Consider the following 20,774-nt stretch of genomic DNA (forward strand, 5'->3'; position numbering starts at 1 on the left):
TTTGGCGAAAAAAAAGCCGCGATCGCTCGCGGCTTTTCGTCTGGAGACTTACCTAAAACTTAGAAATTGCCCTTGAACTGAACGCCGTAAGTGCGCGGTTCGTTGGTAAAGCCCGTCAGGTTGTTGAAGTCGATCGCGCCCGTGATGCGGCGCTGGTCGAGGATGTTGCGGCCGAAGGCAGCCACTTCATACTTGCCATCGCCCCAGATGTAACCCACGCGCAGGCCGCCTTCCGTCAGCGCCTTGCCGGTGAACTCGGTCGCTTCGTACAGGAAGAAGTTGATCTGCGAGCGGTACGACCAGTCCGTGTACACATACATCTCGCCATCGGCGACCGGCATGCTGTAGCGGGCGTTCAGGTTGACGATCCACTTCGGTGCCTGCGGCAGCGGGTTGCCATCGATGACGACGCGGCCCGCGCCGTTCAGCGGGTCGGTGACCGTGCAGGCGGCGCACTTCGCCAGCGACAGGCTCGGGTCGCGGATTTCCGTGAAGTTGTACGACGCGCTGGCGCCGACGCGCAGGTCCGGCGTCACGAGGCCTTCGAAGTCGAACTCGGCGCCGCGGCCGTCGGTCTTGTTCGCGTTGATCAGCTTGGTGACGTTCGTGTTGCCGCCGACGACGGTCAGCTGCTGGTTCTTGACCGTGTAGTCGTACACCGAGAACGCGGCGCGGGCGCGGCGCTCGAACAGGTCGGCCTTGATGCCGCCTTCGTACGACGTGATCGTCTCGGCGTCGGCGACGGTGATGCCCACCGGTGCGAACGTCGAGGCCGGCGCGATGCTCGGGGCGCGGAAGCCGGTCGCGATGCGCGCGTACAGGTTCACGTCACGATTCAGCTTGTACGTGGTCGACAGATCCCAGTTGACCTTGTCCTTGCTTTCGCTGACGCTGTTCGGGCCCACCGGGGTGAAGCCGATCGCGGTGACGGTGGCGAAGTCCTTCTTGTCGTCCGTGTAGCGGATACCGCCGCGCACCGACAGGGCGTCGTTGATGTTGTAAGCCACGGAACCGAACGCGGCCCACGCCTTGTTGTTCTGCTCGCTGGACTGGCGCGACGTCTGGGCACCGGTGGCGCTGTTGTAGCCGTCGCTGCCGCCGGCCACGTCTTCCTTGAAGTAGTACACGCCGGCCTGCCAGTGCAGCGGGCCGGCATCCTTCGACTCGACGCGGAATTCCTGCGAGTACTGCTTCAGCTTGTCGATGAAGCCGCCCGTCTCCGACTGGAACGGGATGAAGCCCGGACCTTGCGGCGTGCCGCCGTCGATGTCGCCGCGGCTGTAGTAATTGCCGACCGACTCGTAGCCGGTGATCGAGTGGAAGATGACGGGACCCAGATCCCACGTCACGCGGGCGTTGGCGCCGTTGGTCTTCAGGTGCTGGTAGTTCTGCGCGTTGGTGACGATGCTGTCGAGGTCGGTACCGTCGGCGAAGTCGTTCGTGCCCTTCTTGATCAGGTTGGCGCGGAACAGGCGGGCGCTGCCGGTCGTCATGCGCTGGTGCACGTTGAACAGCGCGCTGAACGTGGTGTCCGGCTTGTACAGGAATTGCACGCGCTCGGCGTGTTCGTTGTAGCCGTCCAGTTCGGCGGTCTTGTTCGTCCTGGCGACGTCGGAGTAATTGTCGATGTAGTTGTCGCGGTGCTGGCGCAGCGTCGACACGCGCATCGCCCACTTGTCCGACAGCGGCACGTTGGCCGCGGCTTCGACGTTGGCGGTGGCATGGGTGCCGTACGACAGGTTGTAGTAACCCTCGACTTTCTTGAAGTTCGGCTTTTCGGATTCGAACTTCACGACACCGGCCGGCGTGTTGCGGCCGAACAGCGTGCCCTGCGGGCCGCGCAGCACTTCCACGCCGGCCAGGTCAAACATCGGGAAGCCCTTCAGGATCGGGTTTTCCTGGACGATGTCGTCATAGATCAGCGACACGGGTTGCGATGCGAACTCGGAAAAGTCCGTGTTGCCATAGCCACGGATGTAGAAACGGGGGAACGTGCGGCCGTTCGAGGACTCAACGTTCAGGCTGGGGGTCTTGCCGGCCAGCACGCGGATGTCCTGGCCGCCGGACACGAGCACGTCCAGCTTTTCGCCCTTGATGGCGGTGACGGACACCGGCACTTCCTTGATGTTCTCGGTACGGCGCTGTGCCGTCACGGTCACCGTCTGCAGTTCGGTCGCCTGCGCAGTCTGGGCCAGGGCCACGCCGCCGGGTACGGCTGCGAGCGCCAGCACTGCGCCATGCGCGGCGATGACGCGCTTGTGCATCTTGGACATCTTGATCATTGAGTTTTCCTAGAGAAGAGTAAAAAAACTGCCGCGTTGTCTCCGCCGTCTCTCCCGAGGCACCTCGTGCGAGGCAGGCTGTCGGCCTCGGCAAGTCGCATCTGATTGTGGATGTCTGAATCTTGCCGGCTTGTAAAACGGCAATTGTCGATTATGTGTATATCCTTATGCAAGGAATACGCTCCGGCCTACACATCCTTACAACAGTTTGTTGTATATGAGAAAGTGGGACTTTGCATTCGCTGTTCACTTTTTTTGAAAAACCCTTGCGCGCGTTTGAAGGGATACGCTATGATTCGGGCCTCTTCGGACGTGATGACAAACGTCAGGCAAGAAACCTCTGAAACAGAGTGACGGGCGCTTAGCTCAGTTGGTAGAGCGGATCCCTTACAAGGATTAGGTCGGGAGTTCGAGCCTCTCAGCGCCCACCAAGTTCCAGGTTCTTGCAGGTGAAGCACCGATCAGAGTAAACGGAGCGGTAGTTCAGTTGGTTAGAATACCGGCCTGTCACGCCGGGGGTCGCGGGTTCGAGCCCCGTCCGCTCCGCCAGTATCAAGAAGAAGGGTCCGATTCGTCGGACCCTTTTTCGTTTCTACTTAAACTCGATCGACGATCTTGGTTCATCCGTACGTCAGGTTCCGTCTCCTCCTCGCCCGCCACGCCGTGGCCGAACTCGCCGCGCGCCTGCGTGGCACCGCCGAGATCGCCATGTTCGTGCTGGGCCCGCTCATCGTCGGCCTGATCTCTTTCGCCGCCCTGCCCGCGATGCTCGCGGCCGCCGAACCGTTGCCGCTCGCCCTGCCCCTGCTGTGCCTGCACGGCGTCGCGATGAGCCTGCCCGTCGTGCTGCTGCGGTCCCGCGTCGTGCCCGCGCACGTGCGCGCGTGGCTGCATCCGCTGCCCGTGCCGCAAGGGCTGCTGGTGCGCGCATCGTCCGCCGTGGCCGCGTTGCTGGCCGCCCCGCTGGCCTTGGCGTATGCGGCGTCGCTGGCCATCTGGCTGTATCAACGTCCCGACTGGCTGCTGCCCGCGCGCGCCGCCGCCGGGACCGTGCTGTCGTTCCTGCTGACCTGGGCCTGCGCCACCGCGCTGCTCGTGCAGGGCGCCGGCCTGCCCGCACGGGCGCGCTCGACGCCGCAGGAAGCCGCCGCCGACACGCATCCAGCCACGCCCCGCGCTGGCGGGTTCTATTTCTGGCATCGGCTGTTCTGGCTGCCGCTGTGGCGCAGCTCGTCCGCCGGCCTGCGCCAGTGTGCGCTGCTGGCCGCAACCGTCGGCGCCGCCGCGCTGTGGATGATGGGCCCGCAATCGCTGCCGCGCGTGGCCGGCGCCATCGTCACGAGCATCGTGCTGGTAGTGCTCGCGTATGAGGCGGACCAGGCATTGCGCACCCAGCTCGCGCGCGTGCGCTTGCCGGCGGCGGCCTGGCCCATCGACGACGCCGCGCTGGCCCGGCGTGCCCGCGCCATGACGTTGCTGACCATGGCGCCTGCGCCTGCAGCGCTCACGGCCATCGGCGCTGCGGCCGGCGCCTGGCATGGCACGGCGGGCCACCTGTATCTCGCGCTGGCATGGGGCGTGCCGCCCGTGCTGACGCTGACGCCACCTTTCACGGCACGCGGCCGCATGGCGCTCGTCGCGTTCGCCATCGTGCTGCTGTGCGCCTTCGGAAGCAAACTATGGGATTGACTCCATCCGTCGACGTCGACAACGTCGGCTTTCACTTCGCGACGCGCAGCGTCTTCCTCGGCCTGAACCTGCGGATCGGCCCCGGCCTCACGTGGCTGCGCGGCCGCAACGGGCGCGGCAAGACGACGTTGCTGAAGCTGCTGGGCGGCGCACTGGCGCCGAGCCGCGGCCACATCCGCCTGGACGGCCTCGACAGCGATAAGGACGCCCTCGCCTACCGGCGCCTGAGCTTTTATTGTGGCGGCGAAGCGCCGGCCCTGGATTGGCTGACGGCGCGCGAATGGCTCGAACTGCACCTCGCGCTTTACCCCGACGCCGACCGCGACGCGCTGGGCCGGCACCTGGACGCATTCCGCATCGCGGACGTCGGCGGCCAGCCCGTCACGGGCCTGTCGCTGGGCCAGTACAAGAAGCTGCAACTGGCGCTCGCGCTCGCGCTGCCGACGCGCCTGCTGCTCGTCGACGAACCGTTCAACGGCCTCGACACGCAGGCGGTCGGCGTGCTGGAAGACGAACTCGCGCGCCGCACGCACGCGGGCACGAGCTGCATCGTGCTGACGAGCCACCTGGACCTGCAGCTCGCCCCGACCACCATCCTCGACCTGGACGCGCAGCCGGGCGTTCTATGACGGTGTCAGGCCCGCCGCAGCAGTGGCGCGCCGATCTCGACGCGGTTGCGGCCACCCGTCTTGGCCGCGTACAGGGCGTGGTCGGCACGCGCGAGGGCGGCCGTCAATTCTTCGTGCGGATCGATCATGACGAGGCCGATGCTGACCGTCATGCGGCAAGTCGCGGCGCAGGCCGGTGGCGGTGCCTCGGCGACGGCGTTGCGCAGGCGTTCGGCCGCGAACTGCGCGCCCGCCAGCGACGTGCCCGGCATCGCCAGCGCGAATTCCTCGCCGCCGAGCCGGCCCATCACGTCGTTCCCGCGCAGGGTGGCGCGCGCGGTGTCTGCGAACAGGCGCAGCGCGTCGTCGCCGCAGGCATGGCCGAAGCTGTCGTTGAGCTGCTTGAAGTGGTCGAGGTCGAGCATCATCAACGCGATCGGCTTGCGCATGCGCAGCGCGGCCTGGCGCGCGCGCTCGGCCCGTTCGAAGAAGGCGCGTCGGTTCAGCATGTCCGTCAGGCCGTCGATCGTGGCGAGGCGCTGCATGCGCTGGTCGTCCTTCAGCTTGCACAGCAACAGGAAGCCGAAGCCGTTGACGATCATGAGCAGATAGCTGGCCAGGTAGGCGAAGCCGTACACGGGGTTCGCATCGAACGTGCCGAGTCCGCCGTTGGCGACGCCCATCCAGGTCCAGATCGCGATGGCGAACAGGGCGTCGTTGACGCCGATGATACGCTGCAGCAGCGGTGCGCCGGGCTGGGGCCGCAGCAGGATGGTGGCGGCGCCGGTCGCGAACAGGGCGACGATCACGGCCACCACCTGCGTCATCTGCGCGCGCGACGCCCGCGCCACGATGGCCGCCGCGACGATGAGCAGCGCGGCGACCGTCGCCGGCGCGAGGATGCGGCGCCAGTTGCCGAATCCGAAGAAGACGCAGTACGACGCCAGCTCCAGCGCGACGCCGCCCACCCAGCCGAACGCCGCGAACTCTTCCGCGAGGGGCAGGCCAAGGTGCGGCGCCGCCCAGCAGCAGATCTGCGCCAGGCCCGACGACAGCCGCGCCCACATCCACGTGCGCAGGGCCGGATTCCCAGCCGCGCCCCGCATATAACCCGCCATCAGCAAGGCAAACGCCGTGTTGCCGACACCGAGCGCCAGCATGAAGGTCTGCAGATCGATCACACGTATCCTCCCGATCGGAAGTGGTGAAATGATGCCATGTAGGTAACTAATATTTCTCAAAGGAACTATATTACACGTTTTTCAAGGCGATGCACGTACCATTTGTGCGGCTTCTCACCGGCTATGCACGTTGGCTGACGGCCGTTGTTTGCCATGCAAAGTCTTCACGGATCGTTGCTGCGCAAACACAATTGAATCGTTCATAATGACCATGCGGCCGCCGGCTGCATCGTCCTGGAGCTGTCGTGATCTTTGGTTTCCTGAAATCGCCCACGTTGTCGCCCCGCCAGCTCCGGCTGCAGAACACGCCGTTGTTCCGTTCCCTCAAGCCCTTGGAAATCAAGTTCGTCGACGGCCTCATGCACGAACGGCGCTACCTGCCGGACGAAATCGTGTTCGACGAGGGCGAGGAAGGCCAGGCGCTGTACCTCGTGATGAGCGGCCGCGTGCAGATCAGCCGTTCCCATAGCCGGGGGCGCCAGATCGTGGGCGAGCTGGGCCCGGGCAGTTTCTTCGGCGACCTGGCGCTTCTGGACAATTCACCGCGCAGCGCCCAGGTCCGCGCGATGGACGCCTGCGAACTGGCCGTGTTCTTCCGCGACGACTTCCTCGCGCTGATGGAGACGGATGCCGTGATCGGCTACAAGATCTCGCTCGCACTGGCGCGGCACATCGGCCAGCGCCTGCGCGGCTGGCTCGACGGCCACGCGCAGGTGGAGGCCTTGTGATCCATAACGCCTTCCGCGACGAGCGCAGCGGCCCGTTCGTCTGGACCGGCATCATCGGCGTCACGTGCCTGCTGCTGGTGCTGCTCGAGCACATGCTGTGGCTCGTGCTGCCGTTCATCGTCGGCACCGTCATGTACTACATCCTGCTGGGGCCGATGCAGCGCCTGCTGCGCGCCGGCTTCACGCGCAACGTCTCGGCCACGCTCGTGTGCATCGTGTTCTTCGGCGCCAGCGTCCTGCTGCTGATGGCCGCGATGACGTGGACGGCGGTCCCCGGCGACGCCGACAGCTGGCACAAGACGGGCGCGCTGTACCTGGACGGCGGCGTCGCCTTCGTGCGCAACACGATGACCTTGCTGGAAGCGAAATTCCCGATCCTGGCCGAGATGCACCTGACCTCGGTCGTCAACAAGCGCTTCAAGGCCTACACGGACAACTTCGCCCAGCGCCACCTGACCGGCATCCTGCTGGGCGCGGCCGGCTGGCTGCCGTCGCTGCTGCTGGCGCCGTTCCTCGCGTTCTTCTTCCTGCGCGACGGCCTGCGCTTCAAGAAATTCCTCGCGCGCGCCGTGCCCAACGCCTATTTCGAACGCACCTTGTTCCTGCTGCACCAGGTCGACCAGACGGCACGCCGCTACTTCGAGGGCTTGCTGAAACTGACCGTGCTGGACACCATCGTCCTCGGCTTCGGCCTGTGGGTGATCGGCGTCTCGTCGCCGCTGCTGCTCGGTTTTATTTCCGCTCTGCTCGCGTGGGTGCCGTTCGTCGGCTCCGTCGTGGGTTGCATGATGGTGGTGGTCGTCGCGGCCACGGATGCGCCGGCCAATCCGCTGATCGCGTACGGCGCCATCGTCGTCTTCATCCTTGCGCGCCTGCTGGACGACTTCGTCTTCATGCCGCTGACGCTGGGCCGCAGCCTGCACATCCATCCGCTGGTGACGGTGCTGATGATCTTCATCGGCGGCGCCCTGTCCGGCGTGGCGGGGCTGATGCTCGTGCTGCCGCTGCTGGGCGTCGTGATGGTGATCGGCGAGACGATGGGACGGCTGATGACCCATCCGCGCCTGCGCGCGAGACACCGCTATGCACGCCGTTTGCGGGAGAAGCAGGCGAGTGCCGACCTGAGCGTCTGAAAATTTAGCGGCAATAAAAAACCGGGGCATGCCCCGGTTGTCGTTACTTGCGCCCCGCCCTGGGCTTGGCCTTGATGGTCGACAGGATGCCCGCCTTCGCCTTGGTCGGCGGTGCGGTGAACGGTGCCGGCTCGCCCCGGCGTTCGCCACCGCGGCCATTGCGCCGCGGCGCCACCTCGATCACGCGGCCCTTCGGCGCGTCGCCGCGCGGTGCGACGGGCGGACGGCGCTCGCCGCCGCGCTGCGGTGCGACTTCCTGCTCGGCGCCGGCCGGCGGCACCAGGTGGCGCTCGCCATTGCCGATCAAGTCGCCGCGGCCCATGCGCTTCAAACCTTCGCGCAGGGTCGGCCAATTTTCCGGATCGTAGTAGCGCAGCAGGGCCTTGTGGAACTTGCGCGTCTTGCCGCTCTTCGCGGTGAGAACTTCTTCCGAATCCTCCGTGACCTTGTGCAGCGGATTCTTGCCCGAGTGGTACATCGTCGTCGCCATCGCCATCGGCGTTGGCGTGAACGTCTGCACCTGGTCGAGGTGGAAATTGTTTTTCTTCAGCCAGAGCGCGAGGTTCAGCATGTCCTCGTCCGTCGAGCCCGGGTGTGCCGCGATGAAGTACGGGATCAGGTATTGCTTCTTGCCCGCTTCCTTCGAGTACTTGTCGAACAACGCCTTGAACTCGTCATAGGCGCCGATACCCGGCTTCATCATCTTGGAGAGCGTGCCCTCTTCCGTGTGCTCCGGTGCAATCTTCAGCAGGCCGCCCACGTGGTGCGTGACGAGTTCCTTCACGTATTCCGGCGAACGCACGGCGAGGTCGTAGCGCAGGCCCGAGCCGATCAGGATCTTCTTGATGCCGGGGATCGCGCGCGCCTTGCGGTACAGCGAGATCAGCTTGCTGTGGTCCGTGCCCAGGTTGCTGCAGATGGTCGGATACACGCACGACAAGCGGCGGCACGTCTCCTCGATCTTCTTGTCCTTGCACGCGAGGCGGTACATGTTCGCGGTCGGGCCGCCCAGGTCCGTGATGGTGCCCGCGAAATTCTTCGTCGTGTCGCGGATCAGCTCGATCTCGCGCAGGATCGACGGCTCCGACCGGCTCTGGATGATGCGGCCCTCGTGCTCCGTGATCGAGCAGAAGGTGCAGCCGCCGAAGCAGCCACGCATGATGTTCACGGAGTAGCGGATCATTTCCCAGGCGGGGATGTGCGCCTTGCCGTAGCTCGGGTGCGGCGCGCGCGCGTACGAGAGGTCGTAGACGCCGTCCATCTCGTCCATCGCGAGCGGCAGCGGCGGCGGATTCAGCCAGACGTCGCGGTCGCCGTGCTGCTGCACGAGCGCGCGCGCATTGCCCGGATTCGACTCCAGGTGGAACACGCGCGACGCGTGCGCATACATCACCGGGTCTTCGCTCACCGTCTCGAACGACGGCAGCCGCACGACGGTCTTCTGCGCCTTCTCGCGCGCCGCGGCTTGGCGCTGCTCGCGCGTCATGATGACGATGGGTTTGACTTCCGGCTCCGGCGCCGCGTTGTCGAGCGCGCACTGCTTCGGGTCTTCCAGCGCCATCGCGTACGGATTCGGCTGCTGGTCGATGCGGCCCGGCACGTCGACGCGCGTGGAATTGTGCACGGTCCACTCTTCATCCGGCAGCCAGCCGTGCGGCACGAGGAATGCGGTGCCGCGCAGGTCGCGGATCGACTTGATGTTCTCGCCCGCCGCGATGCGCCGCGTGACGTCGACGAGTGCGCGCTCGGCGTTGCCGAAGATGACGAGGTCGGCCTTCGATTCGAACAGCACGGAGCGGCGCACCTTGTCCGACCAGTAATCGTAGTGCGCGATGCGGCGCAGCGACGCCTCGATCGACCCGGCGATGACGGGCACGCCCGGGAACGCTTCGCGCGCGCGCTGGCAGTACACGGTCACGGCGCGGTCCGGCCGTTTGTTCGGCTCGGCGTTCGGCGTGTAGGCGTCGTCGGAGCGGATCTTGCGGTCGGCCGTGTAGCGGTTGACCATCGAATCCATATTGCCGGCCGTGATGCCCCAGTACAGATTCGGCTTGCCCAGCGCGCGGAACGGTTCGACGGAGGTCCAGTCCGGCTGGCTGATGATGCCGACGCGATACCCCTGCGCCTCCAACAGGCGGCCGACGAGGGCCATGCCGAAACTCGGATGGTCGATGTAGGCGTCGCCCGTGATCAGGATGATGTCGCACGAGTCCCACCCGAGCTTGTCCATCTCCGCGCGGGACATGGGCAGGAACGGGGCGGCCGGGGCGCGGCTGGAACGCTTGGCGACGTTCGCGAAAAGATTGGCAGGGGAGTTCATTGGCCGGCATTTTACCGGAAAACGCCTTTTTAAGCTGCTGCCGCCTCCAAAAATGGCTTAATTTTCAATGGCTTGTCGTTAAATCCCCATGCTCGCGAGGATGTTGCCGAGCTCGCGCAATGCCGGTTCCAGGGTCGGATGACGCAGTGCGAAGCGGGCCGTCAGCTCCTGCGCGCGCGATGCGAGGCCGTACGTGTTCGCGTCGGGATCCTGGGCGCGCTTGTTGAGTACGTGCTTGATGTCGCCGTCGAGTTGGCGCAGCAGCATTTCCAGTTCGTCGTCGACTTCGCCGGCGTCTTCGAGGCTGCGGTGCAGCGTCTTGAGGTGCGCTTTCAGGGTATTTTCGTTTTCGGGCAGCATGGCTTTCTCACGTCATGATGTTGTGAGAAGTCTACACCCGATGGGCGCGATGGGGCGCATCGGCGCGCCACGCCCGCCGCGGCGGGGTGGCGCGCGTTCGGATTACTCGCCCGTCAGCCCGCGGCGCTCGAGCAGCGGCTCGATCTTCGCGTCGCGGCCGCGGAAGTTGCGGTACATGTCCATCGCATCCATCGTGCCGCCGCGCGACAACAGCATCTGGCGGAAGCGGTCGCCGTTCTTGCGCAGCAGGCCGCCGTTCTCCTTGAACCACTCGACCGTGTCGGCATCCAGCTTCTCGGCCCACAGATAGCCGTAGTAGCCGGCCGAATAGCCGCCCGAGAACACGTGCGAGAAATACGTCGTGCGGTAGCGCGGCGGGACGAGCGGGAAGTCGACGCCGGCATCGTGCAGCGCCGTCGCCTCGAAGCCCGGCACGTCGGTCGGGATCTGGTCCGTGCCCAGCTGGTGCCATTTCTGGTCGAGGATAGCCGCGGCCAGGTACTCGGTCGTGCGATAGCCCTCGTTGAACTTGGACGATGCCTGCACCTTGTCCAGCAATTCCTTCGGCATCGGCGCGCCCGTCTGGTAGTGCTTGGCGTAATTCGACAGCACCTCCGGCCAAGCCACCCACATCTCGTTGACCTGCGACGGGAACTCGACGTAGTCGCGCGGCACGCGCGTGCCCGAGAAGCGCGGGTACTTCACGTTCGAGAACATGCCGTGCAGCGCATGGCCGAACTCGTGGAACATCGTGCGCACTTCGTCGTACGTGAGCAAGGTTGGCTCGCCCGCGGCCGGCTTCGGGATATTCAGGTGGTTCGCGATGACGGGATGCGTGCCCATCAGCTTGTTCTGCGCGACGTACGCATTCATCCACGCGCCGCCCCGCTTGTTCGAGCGCGCGTACGGATCGTGCAGGAAGATCGCGAGCTGCTTGCCGTCGGCGTCGAACACGTCGAACACGCGCACGTCCGGGTTGTACACGGGCAGGTCGTGGCGCTCCTTGAACGTGATGCCGTATTCCTTGTTCGCGGCGAAAAACACGCCGTTCAGCAGCACGTTGTTGTATTCGAAGTACGGACGCAACTGGTTTTCGTCGAACGCGTAACGGGCCTGGCGCACCTTGTCGGTGTAATAGTTCCAGTCATACGCCGTCGCCTGGAACTTGCCGCCGTCGGCATCGATGACCTTCTGGATCTCGGCCGCCTCCTTGTGCGCGTTGCGCACGGCCGGCCTGGCGAACTCGGAAAGAAGATTGTTGACGGCATCCGTCGTCTTCGCCGTCTGGTCTTCCAGCATGTAGGCGGCGTGGCTCGGATAGCCCAGCAGCTTCGCGCGCTCGGCCCTGGCCTTGACGAGGTCCAGCACGACCTGGCGATTGTCGTAGTCGCCGCCGTGGCTGCCGCGCGCGAGCGACAGATCGAGGAGCTTCTGGCGCGTGGCGCGGTTGGTCAGCTCGGACAGCGGCGCCTGCTGCGTCGTGTTCACGACCGGCACCTTGAACTTGCCGTCGAGGCCGTCTTTCTTTGCCAGCGCGGCGGCGGCGTCGATCGCCTTGTCCGACATGCCGGCCAGTTCCGCGCGGGTATCGACGACGAGCGCCGACGCGTTCGCTTCCTTCAGCACGTTCTGGCTGAACTCCGTCTGCAGCGCGGCGATCTTGCCGTTATACGCCTTCAGCGTCTCCTTGTCGGCGGCGGACAATTGCGCGCCGGCGCGCACGAAGTCCTTGTGATAACGCTCGAGCAGATAAGCCGATTCCGCATCGAGGTGCAGCTTGGCGCGCTTGTCGTACAGCGTCTGGATGCGCTTGTAGAGCTTGTCGTTCAGGCGGATCTTGTCGCTGTGGGCGGCGAGCTTCGGCGCGAGGTCCTTGTCGAGCGCGTCGAGCGTCGGATTGGTATTGCAGCCGACGAGGTTGAAGAACGCGGTCGAGACGCGGTTCAGCAGCTGCCCCGAGCGCTCCATCGCGACGATCGTGTTGTCGAAGGTGGGCGCCGCCTTGTTATTGGCAATCGCATCGATTTCCAACGACTGCAGACGCATGCCTTCCTCGAACGCCGGCGCGAAGTCGTCGTTCTTGATCTTGTCGAAGGCGGGGTACTGGAACGGCAGGGTGCTCGGCTTGGCGAACGGGTTGGACGCCGACAGCAGCGACGCGGGGGCGGCATGGGCCAGGTTGGCGACGGCTGCGGTAACAGCGACGGCCAGGAAGTGCGAACGGTTCATTCTTTGAGCTCTCCGAGGGTTATCGATCCGCCCATGCTTGTGCCACGAGGGATCTTTTTTGGTACGCACCACCCATCCCCGCCCTGGGATGCCGCTGGACTGCTCACCGATCGCATCCGGACACCGGAATGGAAACCGCCGGGACGTACCCGGCGGCGAGTGCCCATGAAGAATAGCAGGGATATTGCCGCATGTTACATATTTACGGCCGAAAAAAGGGCTTCGGGGATGCTCAGCCCTGTTCGGATTGCTGTGCCGTTTCCTCGGCGACCTTGTCCTCGATGCGCCTATCCGGGATCAGCCACACGACGGCCACGGCCGCGTAGACGATGAACCCGAGCCATGCGGCAAACCACGACAGCGCGACGCCGACGAGGTATAGCACGCACGACAATTTGCCCTTGCGATCGTCACCGAGCGCTTCGGCCAAGGTGGCGTTCTTCGGATGCTTCGCGACCAGCGCCCGCGCCAGCAGCAGGTAGGCGATCGAGCACATGAACAGGACGAAGCCATATGCCGCGGTCGGCCCCGTCTCGAAATGGTTCTCGCCCATCCACGCGGTCACGAACGGGATCAGCGACAGCCAGAACAGCAGGTGCAGGTTCGCCCACAACACGCCGCCGCTGACTTCCTTCACGGCGTGCAGCATGTGGTGGTGGTTGTTCCAATAAATTCCTACGTAGATGAAACTGAGCACGTAGCTCATGAAGACGGGCCATAGCGGCAGCAGCACGCGGAAATCGGCGCCGTGCGGGACTTTGAGTTCCAGCACCATGATGGTGATGATGATGGCGATGACGCCGTCGCTGAAGGCTTCTAGGCGATTTTTTCCCATGTTTCCTGCTCAATCATTGCCAGATAAACGCATAACCAGATTTACAACCGCTTTCGGCAGGGTACGCGTACATCGCTTCAAGTCATCAATGGCCTTTAAGCGCCCTTAGTTGGGCGAGCATCGGCTTTACCTCAGTTCCGTCAACATTCAACAGCATTTCGGTACCGTTCATCGACGATATCGATCGGGTACCGTTCTCAATAAACAGGACATAAATATTTCCCGTGAGAAGAGGTAGTGTGCAGTTACCAGGACCGAACACCATTTCCCTTACAACGGGACGGCTGTGGTCGCCTTTGAAGGTCTCCAGAACATCGTATGTCGCCTCCACCGTCTCACGGTCCCACACTTCTTTCTTGGTGTCATCCACAACCAGTCGTGTCGATATAATTTTGACGAGCGCAACACTATCGGCCTCGACAAATTTTTCAGCGAGAGAGGGCTCCTTCCCAAGTCTGCTACAAGCAGGAACCTGAGCCGATGCCATCGCCAGCAGAAAAAAAATCAGCTTTTTCACGCGTTGATCCTTTTAATCGAAAATGTGAATGGGTAAATCGCAATACTGGAGCTTGCTCATTAGCCGCCCATGTAGATGAAACTGGCACGTAGCTCATGAACACCGGCCACAGCGGTATCAGCGCGCGGAAATCGGGGTCGTGCGGGACTTTGAGTTCCAGCACCATGATGGTGAAATGATGGCGATGACGCCGTCGCTGAAGGCTTCTAGTCGGTTCTTACCCATGGGCGCTCTTGTGTGCAGAATTGTTATGTTGGCAGGACTGCAAGTACCATTCGGCATACGTGCCATCATCTTTTACGTACAGCATGACATAAATGCCTGTCGAGGCAGATCTCGTAATATGTATTTCCTTCCTTCCCAATAAATAAGTGCGCGATTCGCCATCCGGACCTAACGATCTACTCATTTTTGACTTACGAATGTCCAGCCCAAGCGCATTGAGAATGGCTTCGTCTGTCCACCCTGGAGATAGAGCGACATAGTAAGGTTTTCCGTCAGCATTCTTGCCTTCTATCAAACAGTTCTCGGCAGCGCCACTCGCTCGAACGACGCTGGAAAATGCCAAGAAAATCCATACGATGTGCAACCATCTCTTCATAAGCTTGCCCTAAAGTGTGGGTAACTTCCATATTGAAGCTTGTTCCAATAAATTCCCACGTAGATGAAGCTCAGTACGTAGCTCATGAGCACCGGCCACAACGGCAGCAATGCTTGGAAATCCGGGCTGTGCGGGACTTTGAGTTCCAGCACCATGATAGCGATGACGCCGTCGCTGAAGGCTTCTAATCTCGTTTTACCCACGGTTAAATTGGCTACTTTTGATTAGTCATCAGTACCATCAACGGATGTACTCACCGTCCATTAATCGTCCCAATAGATGATTAAGCCCTCTTTCGTAAGACAATGTAAAGTCCGCGTAGAGCTTATCTAGCAAAAAGGTCGGAATTCTGCACTTATCGATTACGACAGGCAATACAAAAACATGCTTATCTTGCAATTCACGCGCTTGTGCAGCTCTCAATTCCTTTTGCACCCAGTTAGAAGCAATTGAATTTTCTGACAATACGACGATAAGCCATCCGCTTTTATCTATACCGTCTTCAATTTTTTGTGTAAGCGAGTCGCCGACCTTAAGCTCCCACTGATCAAACCATACTGGAATTCCCCGACTTTTTAAATCTATAGCCAACTTACTGACAAAAGGCTTGTCAGCCGAAGAGTGACTAAGGAAGACTTGTGGATAACTAGGCATATTTATTCCTAAAGTCGGATTAAGAAGCCAATCGAGCACTTTATTAGCTCCAGGCGATCGGCAAAGGTACGTAATGATGCTCTGCCGAAATGGCTCAACAGCAACCAAAGAGTGCAAAGAAATAAGCAGGCAGTTATTTTTTCGGGCGAAGCTAGCGAGCAATTCGATGAAACGAGCGTTGAGTGAGCGTAGCTCTACTCTAAACACAATGTAGCTAACCTGACCATTTTTGACAGTAACATCAATTCGGTTTGATTCTTCTTCGCCCCAACTACGAAAGTCAGGCGACCACGGTTCTAATTCTGGACGCCATTTACCAAATTCTACGTCAAAGTCAGGATGAGGTTGGCTAGTTTTCCAACACTTAATAATATTCAACTGATCAGACGTGAAAACGCTAGGAGTTGCCATTCCGATCGCAGCAATGTCATCACGTGGCGCCACCAAAAAGTCATATTGCCATATTGCCATTATTCTCTCTTCAAAAGATGATATTGCGTAAAAGCAAGAATTTAACGAAAAATTGCATACTGCGCAACTCATTCAAGCATCTGTATGGGTTATTCGTTTACTGGAGCTTGTTCCAGTAGATTCCTACGTAGATGAAACTGAGCACGTAGCTCATGAAGACGGGCCATAACGGCAGCAGTACGTCGAACGTGGAGCCGTGCGGGGCTTTGAGTTCCAGCACCATGATGGTGATGATGATGGCGATGACGCCATCGCTGAAAGCTTCTAGCCGGTTTTTGCCCATCGTTTCTCCGTAGCTACTTTGATATGGTGCTCGCTGTTACTTCGGTTATGTGCCATGCCGCGAAAAATCAAACGCGACAGCCAGCACCCAGAGACCAAGGACAGCGGGCCAAGCCCACCATGCGATGTTCCAACAACCTGTTCGAAACCGCCGGATGACTGCGAAAACAAGGGAAACGACGTTGCCAAGAAATGATAATAAAAAGATTGGCACCGCTAATAAAAACCACACCATAGCACCCCCACCTGATGCGCCGGGGATACTTTCGAGTTCGGGTTCGACCCAACCGGATGATGCAGCGGCCAAATAGAGTACAACGGCAAAAAAATTCACCGCTATCAAAATAGCTGTTGGCGAGATCGGCTTCTCGCTTTCTGTGATTTTCTCGTTATTCATCATAGAAATTTGACTGTTTTCAACTTAGGCATAGCACAGGTAAGCCAACGTCGTGCTGGTGGGGTAACTCCCATACTGGAGCTTGTTCCAGTAGATGCCTACATAAATGAAACTGAGCACGTAGCTCATGAACACGGGCCAGAGCGGCAGCAATGCCTGGAAATCCGGGCTATGCGGGACTTTGAGCTCCAGCACCATGATGGTGATGATGATGGCGATGACGCCGTCGCTGAAGGCTTCTAATCGATTCTTACCCATTGGTTTTCCGTATTTTCATTGACGCTCGCCCTTCTTAATCGTTACATGACCGCTCGTGTCACACAGGGTAATGCATCCAGACACGACCAGGACCATCGATAACATGCAGGGCTGGAAATTGAAGAGCGTCTCCGTTCACCTTGATACTGGCGAAGCGTATCTCGAAGTCTCCTTGCATTGGTTCTGGAAGGATCGTAAATGTAAACCGCTTGCCGGGGAGGGAGTAGAATTTTTGAACCTTGAACGGCCATCGGCTGGGTGCTCCCGACACATCCGGCCCGACGTATGGCACGCCAATTTCGAAGTTGCGGTCCTGGATTTTCATGGTACGCACGGTATGCTGTTTGAGATCAGTTATCGTGAACTCGTCACTCACGAACTCCACCGTTGCTCCCGGAGTCAAAATCAGGGTGCCACACAGTTGGCCGGGAACTGAGCCGTCCTTAGTCAAATGGCACTGAGTAAAGAATAAGTGGACGAGTTTATTCTCGAAAGAGAGTTGGCCATACTCTGGCAATCCATCGACAGCGAACGATGCGTTGGGCATTGCCGATGGCACTGCCATCCATCTTTCATACCATCCCCCCGCACAACCGAACAGCATTACGGCAACAAACAGATACGAGAGCCTTTTCACATCATTCTCCGTTGAGCGACATTTCATATTGGTTTGCACGTGCGGAAATCAGTTCGATCGTTACTTGCGCATCCGACGTGATTCGTTCAGCAAGTGACAACTGCCGATCAAGCTCTTGGTCGGTAACTTCCGTACTGGAGCTTGTTCCAGTAGATGCCTACATAAATGAAACCGAGCACGTAGCTCATGAACACGGGCCACAGCGGGATCAGCACGCGGAAATCAGGGTCGTGCGGGACTTTGAGTTCCAGCACCATGATGGTGATGACGCCGTCGCCGAAGGCCTCTAGCCGTTTTTTCCCATCTACTCTTCACACCGTTCTAGTAGTTTGCCAGCTCAGCGCGTACTGATACTCTTCCTGCTGCATCCACGACAATAGCAACTTTATATCTGTTGGCTTCAAAATAGCCGTTCTCGGCAGTAACGATGATTGATATGGTAGTTGGCTTACGCTGAATGAGGATAGGCTGGCGGCATGCTTGAGCTTGCGGCCAGGCCACATAGACGCGAAGTGCTCAATGGCAAGATGTCACTCTAGCATAAGTATTCCGTCGGTCAGTATGTTGGACTGCACCCAACACACTGAATGCATGTGCGGCGAATAAACCAACAAATGGCGTCGCCCGGTACGTGATTTCGCCGGCACACGCGCTTCCCTCGTTTGGCACGCTTCATGCAATCGCTTCGTATCGTGGCCGGCACCCGCTCGGCTCGATAACGATTGAGGAGATTGACATGAACAAGCTGATGATCAAGGATCTGGCACTCGCCAAGGAACTCGATAAAACCAAGATGGCCGAATGTGTGGGCGGCATGGGACGTACGCCCCAGCAAATCCTGGCATGGGAAATGACGGGCAAGCCTGCAACGTGGCAGGGCCTCGTCCTGGAAGATGACAACCGGCTGCACGTGCCAACGATCTGAAAGCGATGGCGGCGGCGGAACGTCGAACGTGACGCCGTCAAAACGTCGTTACGCGCGCGTGCCGATCCAGATCACGCTTTCCGTCGCGGCAGAGATCACCGAGCCGATCACGCGGTCGATCATGCCGGCATGACGGAGATCGTTCGCTGACTGATCGTGATGCAGCTGCTCTTCGCCGACAATCGACGAAATGGCGGCAGTGGCCTCGGGATCGGCAAAACCGATCTGCAGAAGCTGCTGGCGCAAATGCCGAAGCACCACTCGCTCCACGGCCACGGTTGCAGCCGCGATGGATCGAGCACCCATCAAACCGGTGACGAACCCCAGCACATAACCTCCGGCACCGCACAGCCAGTAACTGCGGCAGCGCGGCAGTCCGCGTCGCGTCAATTCTTTGTCAAAGATGGATCTGTGACGTTCTTCATGGGCTTTGAATTCTGCCAATTGGGGCAGCAATCCACGCGCGCGCAATCGTGCGGTCGCGATCTGCCCGGCGTAGATCTTCACTGCGCCGTGCTCGCCCGCGTGATTGACCTTGATGATGCGTCCTGCCTCGACGACTGAACTCGGTACGCCGCTCATGGGATTCTCCAATACGACGGAAAATAGTCCCATAACAGACTCACAATAACAACGGGCTTCTGCCTGCGCCCAAAAAAATGGCCGCACGCGGCGGCCACGACAATATGCCCAACGAACGCGCTCAGGACGCAGCCGGCGCCTGGTCGGCCTTGGGCTGCGCCTTCCTGGCAGCCTGCTTGCGCTGCGCCTGCCATTTCTGCAGCCGTTTGACCTGGCGGATCATGCCATCGTTCAGGCGGTCGTACGTGCCGTGGATCTTCAGCAGCAGGGCCGTCAGGCTGTGCGCACGGTGCAGCAGGACGTGGCCGCGCGCCTTCAGTACATGGGTCGAACGGAATTCCGCGTTCGGCGTGCCGTAGCCGTAGTCGATGTCGTTGAACGCGAAATTGGCCAGCACGTCCTGGACGGCCAAGTGAATCGCGCTGGTGCCGACCGACAGGTTTAGATATTTCTGCTGGCATGAGATTCTGTGCACGTGCCAGACGGATGCCGAACGCGAGCCGAACACGACGGCGACGTCCTCCTCGCCGCAGCGGATCACGTACGACAGCAGCAGGCCGTTGCGCGCCAAACCCTCCAGGCGGCGCTGCTCGGTGTGGCGGTCCGCGAGCTCGGACGGGTCAATGGCGACCGTTGCGTCGAGCATCGCCGCGACCTGTTCCGGCTGTTCGATGCGCAGCACCTGCAACGCACCGGCGGCTTCCGTCAGCAGGCGGACCTGGCGCGACAGGTTGTAGCGCTTCTTGGAACTGAATTTTTGCAGATAGGCGTCGACGCCCTTCGGCAGCGGCTGCGTGTGGCACGGACGCCAGCCATACCGCACATAGGCCGATACACCCGCGATATCCTGCAGCTTGGCGCCCGCGTCTTCGGGATACGCCTGCATGTACAGCACCTGGCACTCCGCATAACGTTCCAGCAACTGCTGGATGACGAAATCGGCGAGGCCGTCTTGCGTCTCGTCCAGCAGCGGCACGCTGCCGAGGATCTGGCAGGCGCGGACTTTTCGCTTGAACAGGGACACCGGCCCCACGCGGAAGTCGAGATCGCATGTGATGGTGCGAACCGGGACAAATCCGACGATCTCGTAATCGACGCGGCGACGCACAATGAAGAGTTCGTGAGCCGCGTTTTGTTCCTGATCCATGCCGGTCAGGTAATTAAAAAATTGCGGGGATTGGTACAGCGTCTCCGGTCCCGTCGCCGTGGCCAGCATGCGGTTCCACGCATCGAGGATGTCCGGACGGTCGTGATAGGCCGTCGCCACGTTCATTTCGAATCTGTCCGGGTAACGCCTCGTCCGTGCGCGCGCCACCGGGGACGCCGGGGCCGACGGTGCGAATTCGCTGATCTCAAGATTACGCGTGAACATTGTGTCGGCCCTCGGGTGGAGAAGGAAATGCCCGCGACAAAACGTTACGCGGGCCAAAGACACACTGCTGAGCAGCATGTATTTACGCGATACTAACTAAAGCTCAGCCGTAACGTACAGTTAAATTTGATTACAGATTAGATAGGGAAAAAGGACGTGACTTTTTGTGAAAATCGAGGTGGGGAGCGTGGGCAGGCCAATTGTTCTGCGCTTCATCAAAAACAGTGAATTTTTTCCTTAAATCAATTGAAACGCAGAATGAACAAACAAATCCGGGCGCACAAAGTCCCTCGACAAGCGCCCTTGGAAGCCGTTCAAATAATCAATTTACTCAAATGTATACGTTGCACAAATCAAACAACAAATGTATTTGTGCAATATTGTTTCTTGCGCCCGGCATAACCAAGGTGGTTATTGGCGCCAAAAAATTTCTCAGAGAAACCAAATGTTTCTTAAATTGTGAAATCGACGGCGCATAAAGTCAGGATCAATAATGGGGCGGCCGCTCGTTGATCGGACCTTGTCCGGCATCACGCAAGGTGCGTATGTGTTCGGCCAGTTTGGCCACCATGGCTTCGAGATGGTCGATGCGGCGGCCCTGCTCGTAGATCGTGCGGTTGAGGCCGTCGACGATGTTTTCCTGGTCGGCCAGCTTGATTTCGATGTCGATAAGACGCTTGTCGTCGCTCATAGGGGCTTTCGTTAAAGTAAAG

General features: G+C 60.5%; 19 protein-coding genes, 2 tRNA genes and 5 pseudogenes. 7 read left to right on the top strand and 19 right to left on the bottom strand.

Annotation, left to right across the window (positions count from 1 at the left end):
- Positions 1–59: 59 nt before the first annotated feature.
- A complete protein-coding gene (locus tag NX784_RS26650; protein WP_258819704.1) occupies positions 60–2,282 on the bottom strand; it encodes a TonB-dependent receptor in 2,223 nt (740 codons plus the stop codon).
- 355 nt (positions 2,283–2,637) lie between these two features.
- Between NX784_RS26650 and NX784_RS26655 the strand changes: the two genes are divergently transcribed.
- From NX784_RS26655 to NX784_RS26670, 4 genes are all read left to right on the top strand, one after another.
- Positions 2,638–2,713 (top strand) — tRNA-Val (locus NX784_RS26655).
- Positions 2,714–2,754: 41 nt separating this feature from the next.
- Positions 2,755–2,831: transfer RNA gene (locus NX784_RS26660), tRNA-Asp, on the top strand.
- A gap of 66 nt (positions 2,832–2,897) precedes the next feature.
- Entirely contained in the window at positions 2,898–3,971 is a 1,074-nt protein-coding gene (locus NX784_RS26665) for a hypothetical protein (protein WP_258819705.1), read from the top strand.
- The gene (locus NX784_RS26670; protein WP_258819706.1) at positions 3,962–4,600 is read left to right on the top strand and encodes an ABC transporter ATP-binding protein; all 639 of its coding nucleotides are present in this window, start codon (positions 3,962–3,964) and stop codon (positions 4,598–4,600) included. Before NX784_RS26665 ends, NX784_RS26670 begins: the two co-directional genes overlap by 10 nt.
- Before the next feature lie 5 nt (positions 4,601–4,605).
- Here the strand turns inward: NX784_RS26670 and NX784_RS26675 are convergent, their stop codons facing one another.
- The gene (locus NX784_RS26675; RefSeq protein WP_258819707.1) at positions 4,606–5,760 is read right to left on the bottom strand and encodes a GGDEF domain-containing protein; all 1,155 of its coding nucleotides are present in this window, start codon (positions 5,758–5,760) and stop codon (positions 4,606–4,608) included.
- Between the two features lie 245 nt (positions 5,761–6,005).
- On the opposite strand from NX784_RS26675, the gene NX784_RS26680 reads away from it, so the two are divergent.
- Positions 6,006–6,488 carry a cyclic nucleotide-binding domain-containing protein gene (locus NX784_RS26680; protein ID WP_258819708.1) on the top strand — a complete coding sequence of 161 codons (483 nt, stop codon included), beginning with the start codon at positions 6,006–6,008 and terminating at the stop codon, positions 6,486–6,488.
- Entirely contained in the window at positions 6,485–7,621 is a 1,137-nt protein-coding gene (locus tag NX784_RS26685) for an AI-2E family transporter (RefSeq protein WP_258819709.1), read from the top strand. Before NX784_RS26680 ends, NX784_RS26685 begins: the two co-directional genes overlap by 4 nt.
- 43 nt (positions 7,622–7,664) lie before the next feature.
- Here NX784_RS26685 and NX784_RS26690 read toward each other — a convergent pair whose 3' ends face one another.
- The 14 genes and pseudogenes from NX784_RS26690 to NX784_RS26755 all read right to left on the bottom strand — a co-directional run.
- On the bottom strand, positions 7,665–9,941 hold the full coding sequence (locus NX784_RS26690) for a YgiQ family radical SAM protein (RefSeq protein WP_258819710.1): 2,277 nt from the start codon (positions 9,939–9,941) through the stop codon (positions 7,665–7,667).
- Positions 9,942–10,019: 78 nt separating this feature from the next.
- Positions 10,020–10,301, bottom strand: a complete 282-nt coding sequence (locus NX784_RS26695; RefSeq protein ID WP_258819711.1) for a DUF4404 family protein — start codon at positions 10,299–10,301, stop codon at positions 10,020–10,022.
- A gap of 102 nt (positions 10,302–10,403) precedes the next feature.
- Entirely contained in the window at positions 10,404–12,530 is a 2,127-nt protein-coding gene (locus NX784_RS26700; RefSeq protein ID WP_258819712.1) for a M3 family metallopeptidase, read from the bottom strand.
- A 232-nt stretch (positions 12,531–12,762) separates the two neighbouring features.
- The gene (locus tag NX784_RS26705; protein ID WP_258819713.1) at positions 12,763–13,365 is read right to left on the bottom strand and encodes a TMEM175 family protein; all 603 of its coding nucleotides are present in this window, start codon (positions 13,363–13,365) and stop codon (positions 12,763–12,765) included.
- 85 nt (positions 13,366–13,450) lie between these two features.
- On the bottom strand, positions 13,451–13,882 hold the full coding sequence (locus tag NX784_RS26710; RefSeq protein WP_258819714.1) for a hypothetical protein: 432 nt from the start codon (positions 13,880–13,882) through the stop codon (positions 13,451–13,453).
- 65 nt (positions 13,883–13,947) lie between these two features.
- Positions 13,948–14,107: pseudogene (locus tag NX784_RS26715) on the bottom strand (TMEM175 family protein); the annotation flags it as partial.
- Positions 14,100–14,450: a hypothetical protein gene (locus NX784_RS26720; RefSeq protein WP_258819715.1), complete on the bottom strand. Its 351-nt coding sequence runs from the start codon at positions 14,448–14,450 to the stop codon at positions 14,100–14,102. The gene NX784_RS26720 and the pseudogene NX784_RS26715, both read right to left, overlap by 8 nt.
- Positions 14,451–14,524: 74 nt before the next feature.
- A pseudogene (locus NX784_RS26725) lies at positions 14,525–14,686 on the bottom strand (TMEM175 family protein); the annotation flags it as partial.
- Positions 14,687–14,723: 37 nt separating this feature from the next.
- Positions 14,724–15,608, bottom strand: coding sequence for a toll/interleukin-1 receptor domain-containing protein (locus NX784_RS26730; RefSeq protein ID WP_258819716.1), 885 nt, complete (start codon positions 15,606–15,608; stop codon positions 14,724–14,726).
- A 109-nt stretch (positions 15,609–15,717) separates the two neighbouring features.
- A pseudogene (locus NX784_RS26735) lies at positions 15,718–15,891 on the bottom strand (TMEM175 family protein); the annotation flags it as partial.
- Positions 15,892–15,936: 45 nt separating this feature from the next.
- Positions 15,937–16,290, bottom strand: a complete 354-nt coding sequence (locus tag NX784_RS26740; RefSeq protein ID WP_258819717.1) for a hypothetical protein — start codon at positions 16,288–16,290, stop codon at positions 15,937–15,939.
- Between the two features lie 81 nt (positions 16,291–16,371).
- Positions 16,372–16,545: pseudogene (locus NX784_RS26745) on the bottom strand (TMEM175 family protein); the annotation flags it as partial.
- Positions 16,546–16,603: 58 nt separating this feature from the next.
- On the bottom strand, positions 16,604–17,110 hold the full coding sequence (locus tag NX784_RS26750; protein WP_258819718.1) for a hypothetical protein: 507 nt from the start codon (positions 17,108–17,110) through the stop codon (positions 16,604–16,606).
- A 215-nt stretch (positions 17,111–17,325) separates the two neighbouring features.
- Positions 17,326–17,484, bottom strand: a pseudogene (locus tag NX784_RS26755) (TMEM175 family protein); the annotation flags it as partial.
- A gap of 434 nt (positions 17,485–17,918) precedes the next feature.
- Between NX784_RS26755 and NX784_RS26760 the strand changes: the two are divergent.
- Positions 17,919–18,107 carry a hypothetical protein gene (locus tag NX784_RS26760; RefSeq protein ID WP_258819719.1) on the top strand — a complete coding sequence of 63 codons (189 nt, stop codon included), beginning with the start codon at positions 17,919–17,921 and terminating at the stop codon, positions 18,105–18,107.
- 48 nt (positions 18,108–18,155) lie between these two features.
- On the opposite strand, the gene NX784_RS26765 is transcribed toward NX784_RS26760, so the two are convergent.
- The 3 genes from NX784_RS26765 to NX784_RS26775 all read right to left on the bottom strand — a co-directional run bounded on the left by NX784_RS26765 (position 18,156) and on the right by NX784_RS26775 (position 20,752).
- Complete coding sequence (locus NX784_RS26765; RefSeq protein WP_258819720.1) at positions 18,156–18,689, bottom strand: demethoxyubiquinone hydroxylase family protein; 534 nt, start codon at positions 18,687–18,689, stop codon at positions 18,156–18,158.
- 121 nt (positions 18,690–18,810) lie between these two features.
- Positions 18,811–19,962 carry a GNAT family N-acetyltransferase gene (locus NX784_RS26770; RefSeq protein ID WP_258819721.1) on the bottom strand — a complete coding sequence of 384 codons (1,152 nt, stop codon included), beginning with the start codon at positions 19,960–19,962 and terminating at the stop codon, positions 18,811–18,813.
- A gap of 586 nt (positions 19,963–20,548) precedes the next feature.
- Positions 20,549–20,752: a SlyX family protein gene (locus NX784_RS26775; protein WP_258819722.1), complete on the bottom strand. Its 204-nt coding sequence runs from the start codon at positions 20,750–20,752 to the stop codon at positions 20,549–20,551.
- Between the last annotated feature and the right edge of the window lie 22 nt (positions 20,753–20,774).

It is taken from the genome of Massilia pinisoli, assembly GCF_024753285.1.
GTDB lineage: Bacteria > Pseudomonadota > Gammaproteobacteria > Burkholderiales > Burkholderiaceae_D > Telluria > Telluria pinisoli.

Bases quoted from the DNA above. Each gene is read 5' to 3' on its own strand.
- NX784_RS26650 (WP_258819704.1), bottom strand. From the start codon at position 2,282: ATGATCAAGATGTCCAAGATGCACAAGCGCGTCATCGCCGCGCATGGC.
- NX784_RS26670 (WP_258819706.1), top strand. From the start codon at position 3,962: ATGGGATTGACTCCATCCGTCGACGTCGACAACGTCGGCTTTCACTTC.
- NX784_RS26690 (WP_258819710.1), bottom strand. From the start codon at position 9,941: ATGAACTCCCCTGCCAATCTTTTCGCGAACGTCGCCAAGCGTTCCAGC.
- NX784_RS26695 (WP_258819711.1), bottom strand. From the start codon at position 10,301: ATGCTGCCCGAAAACGAAAATACCCTGAAAGCGCACCTCAAGACGCTG.
- NX784_RS26700 (WP_258819712.1), bottom strand. From the start codon at position 12,530: ATGAACCGTTCGCACTTCCTGGCCGTCGCTGTTACCGCAGCCGTCGCC.
- NX784_RS26705 (WP_258819713.1), bottom strand. From the start codon at position 13,365: ATGGGAAAAAATCGCCTAGAAGCCTTCAGCGACGGCGTCATCGCCATC.
- NX784_RS26730 (WP_258819716.1), bottom strand. From the start codon at position 15,608: ATGGCAATATGGCAATATGACTTTTTGGTGGCGCCACGTGATGACATT.
- NX784_RS26740 (WP_258819717.1), bottom strand. From the start codon at position 16,290: ATGATGAATAACGAGAAAATCACAGAAAGCGAGAAGCCGATCTCGCCA.
- NX784_RS26750 (WP_258819718.1), bottom strand. From the start codon at position 17,110: ATGGCAGTGCCATCGGCAATGCCCAACGCATCGTTCGCTGTCGATGGA.
- NX784_RS26760 (WP_258819719.1), top strand. From the start codon at position 17,919: ATGAACAAGCTGATGATCAAGGATCTGGCACTCGCCAAGGAACTCGAT.
- NX784_RS26765 (WP_258819720.1), bottom strand. From the start codon at position 18,689: ATGAGCGGCGTACCGAGTTCAGTCGTCGAGGCAGGACGCATCATCAAG.
- NX784_RS26770 (WP_258819721.1), bottom strand. From the start codon at position 19,962: ATGAACGTGGCGACGGCCTATCACGACCGTCCGGACATCCTCGATGCG.
- NX784_RS26775 (WP_258819722.1), bottom strand. From the start codon at position 20,752: ATGAGCGACGACAAGCGTCTTATCGACATCGAAATCAAGCTGGCCGAC.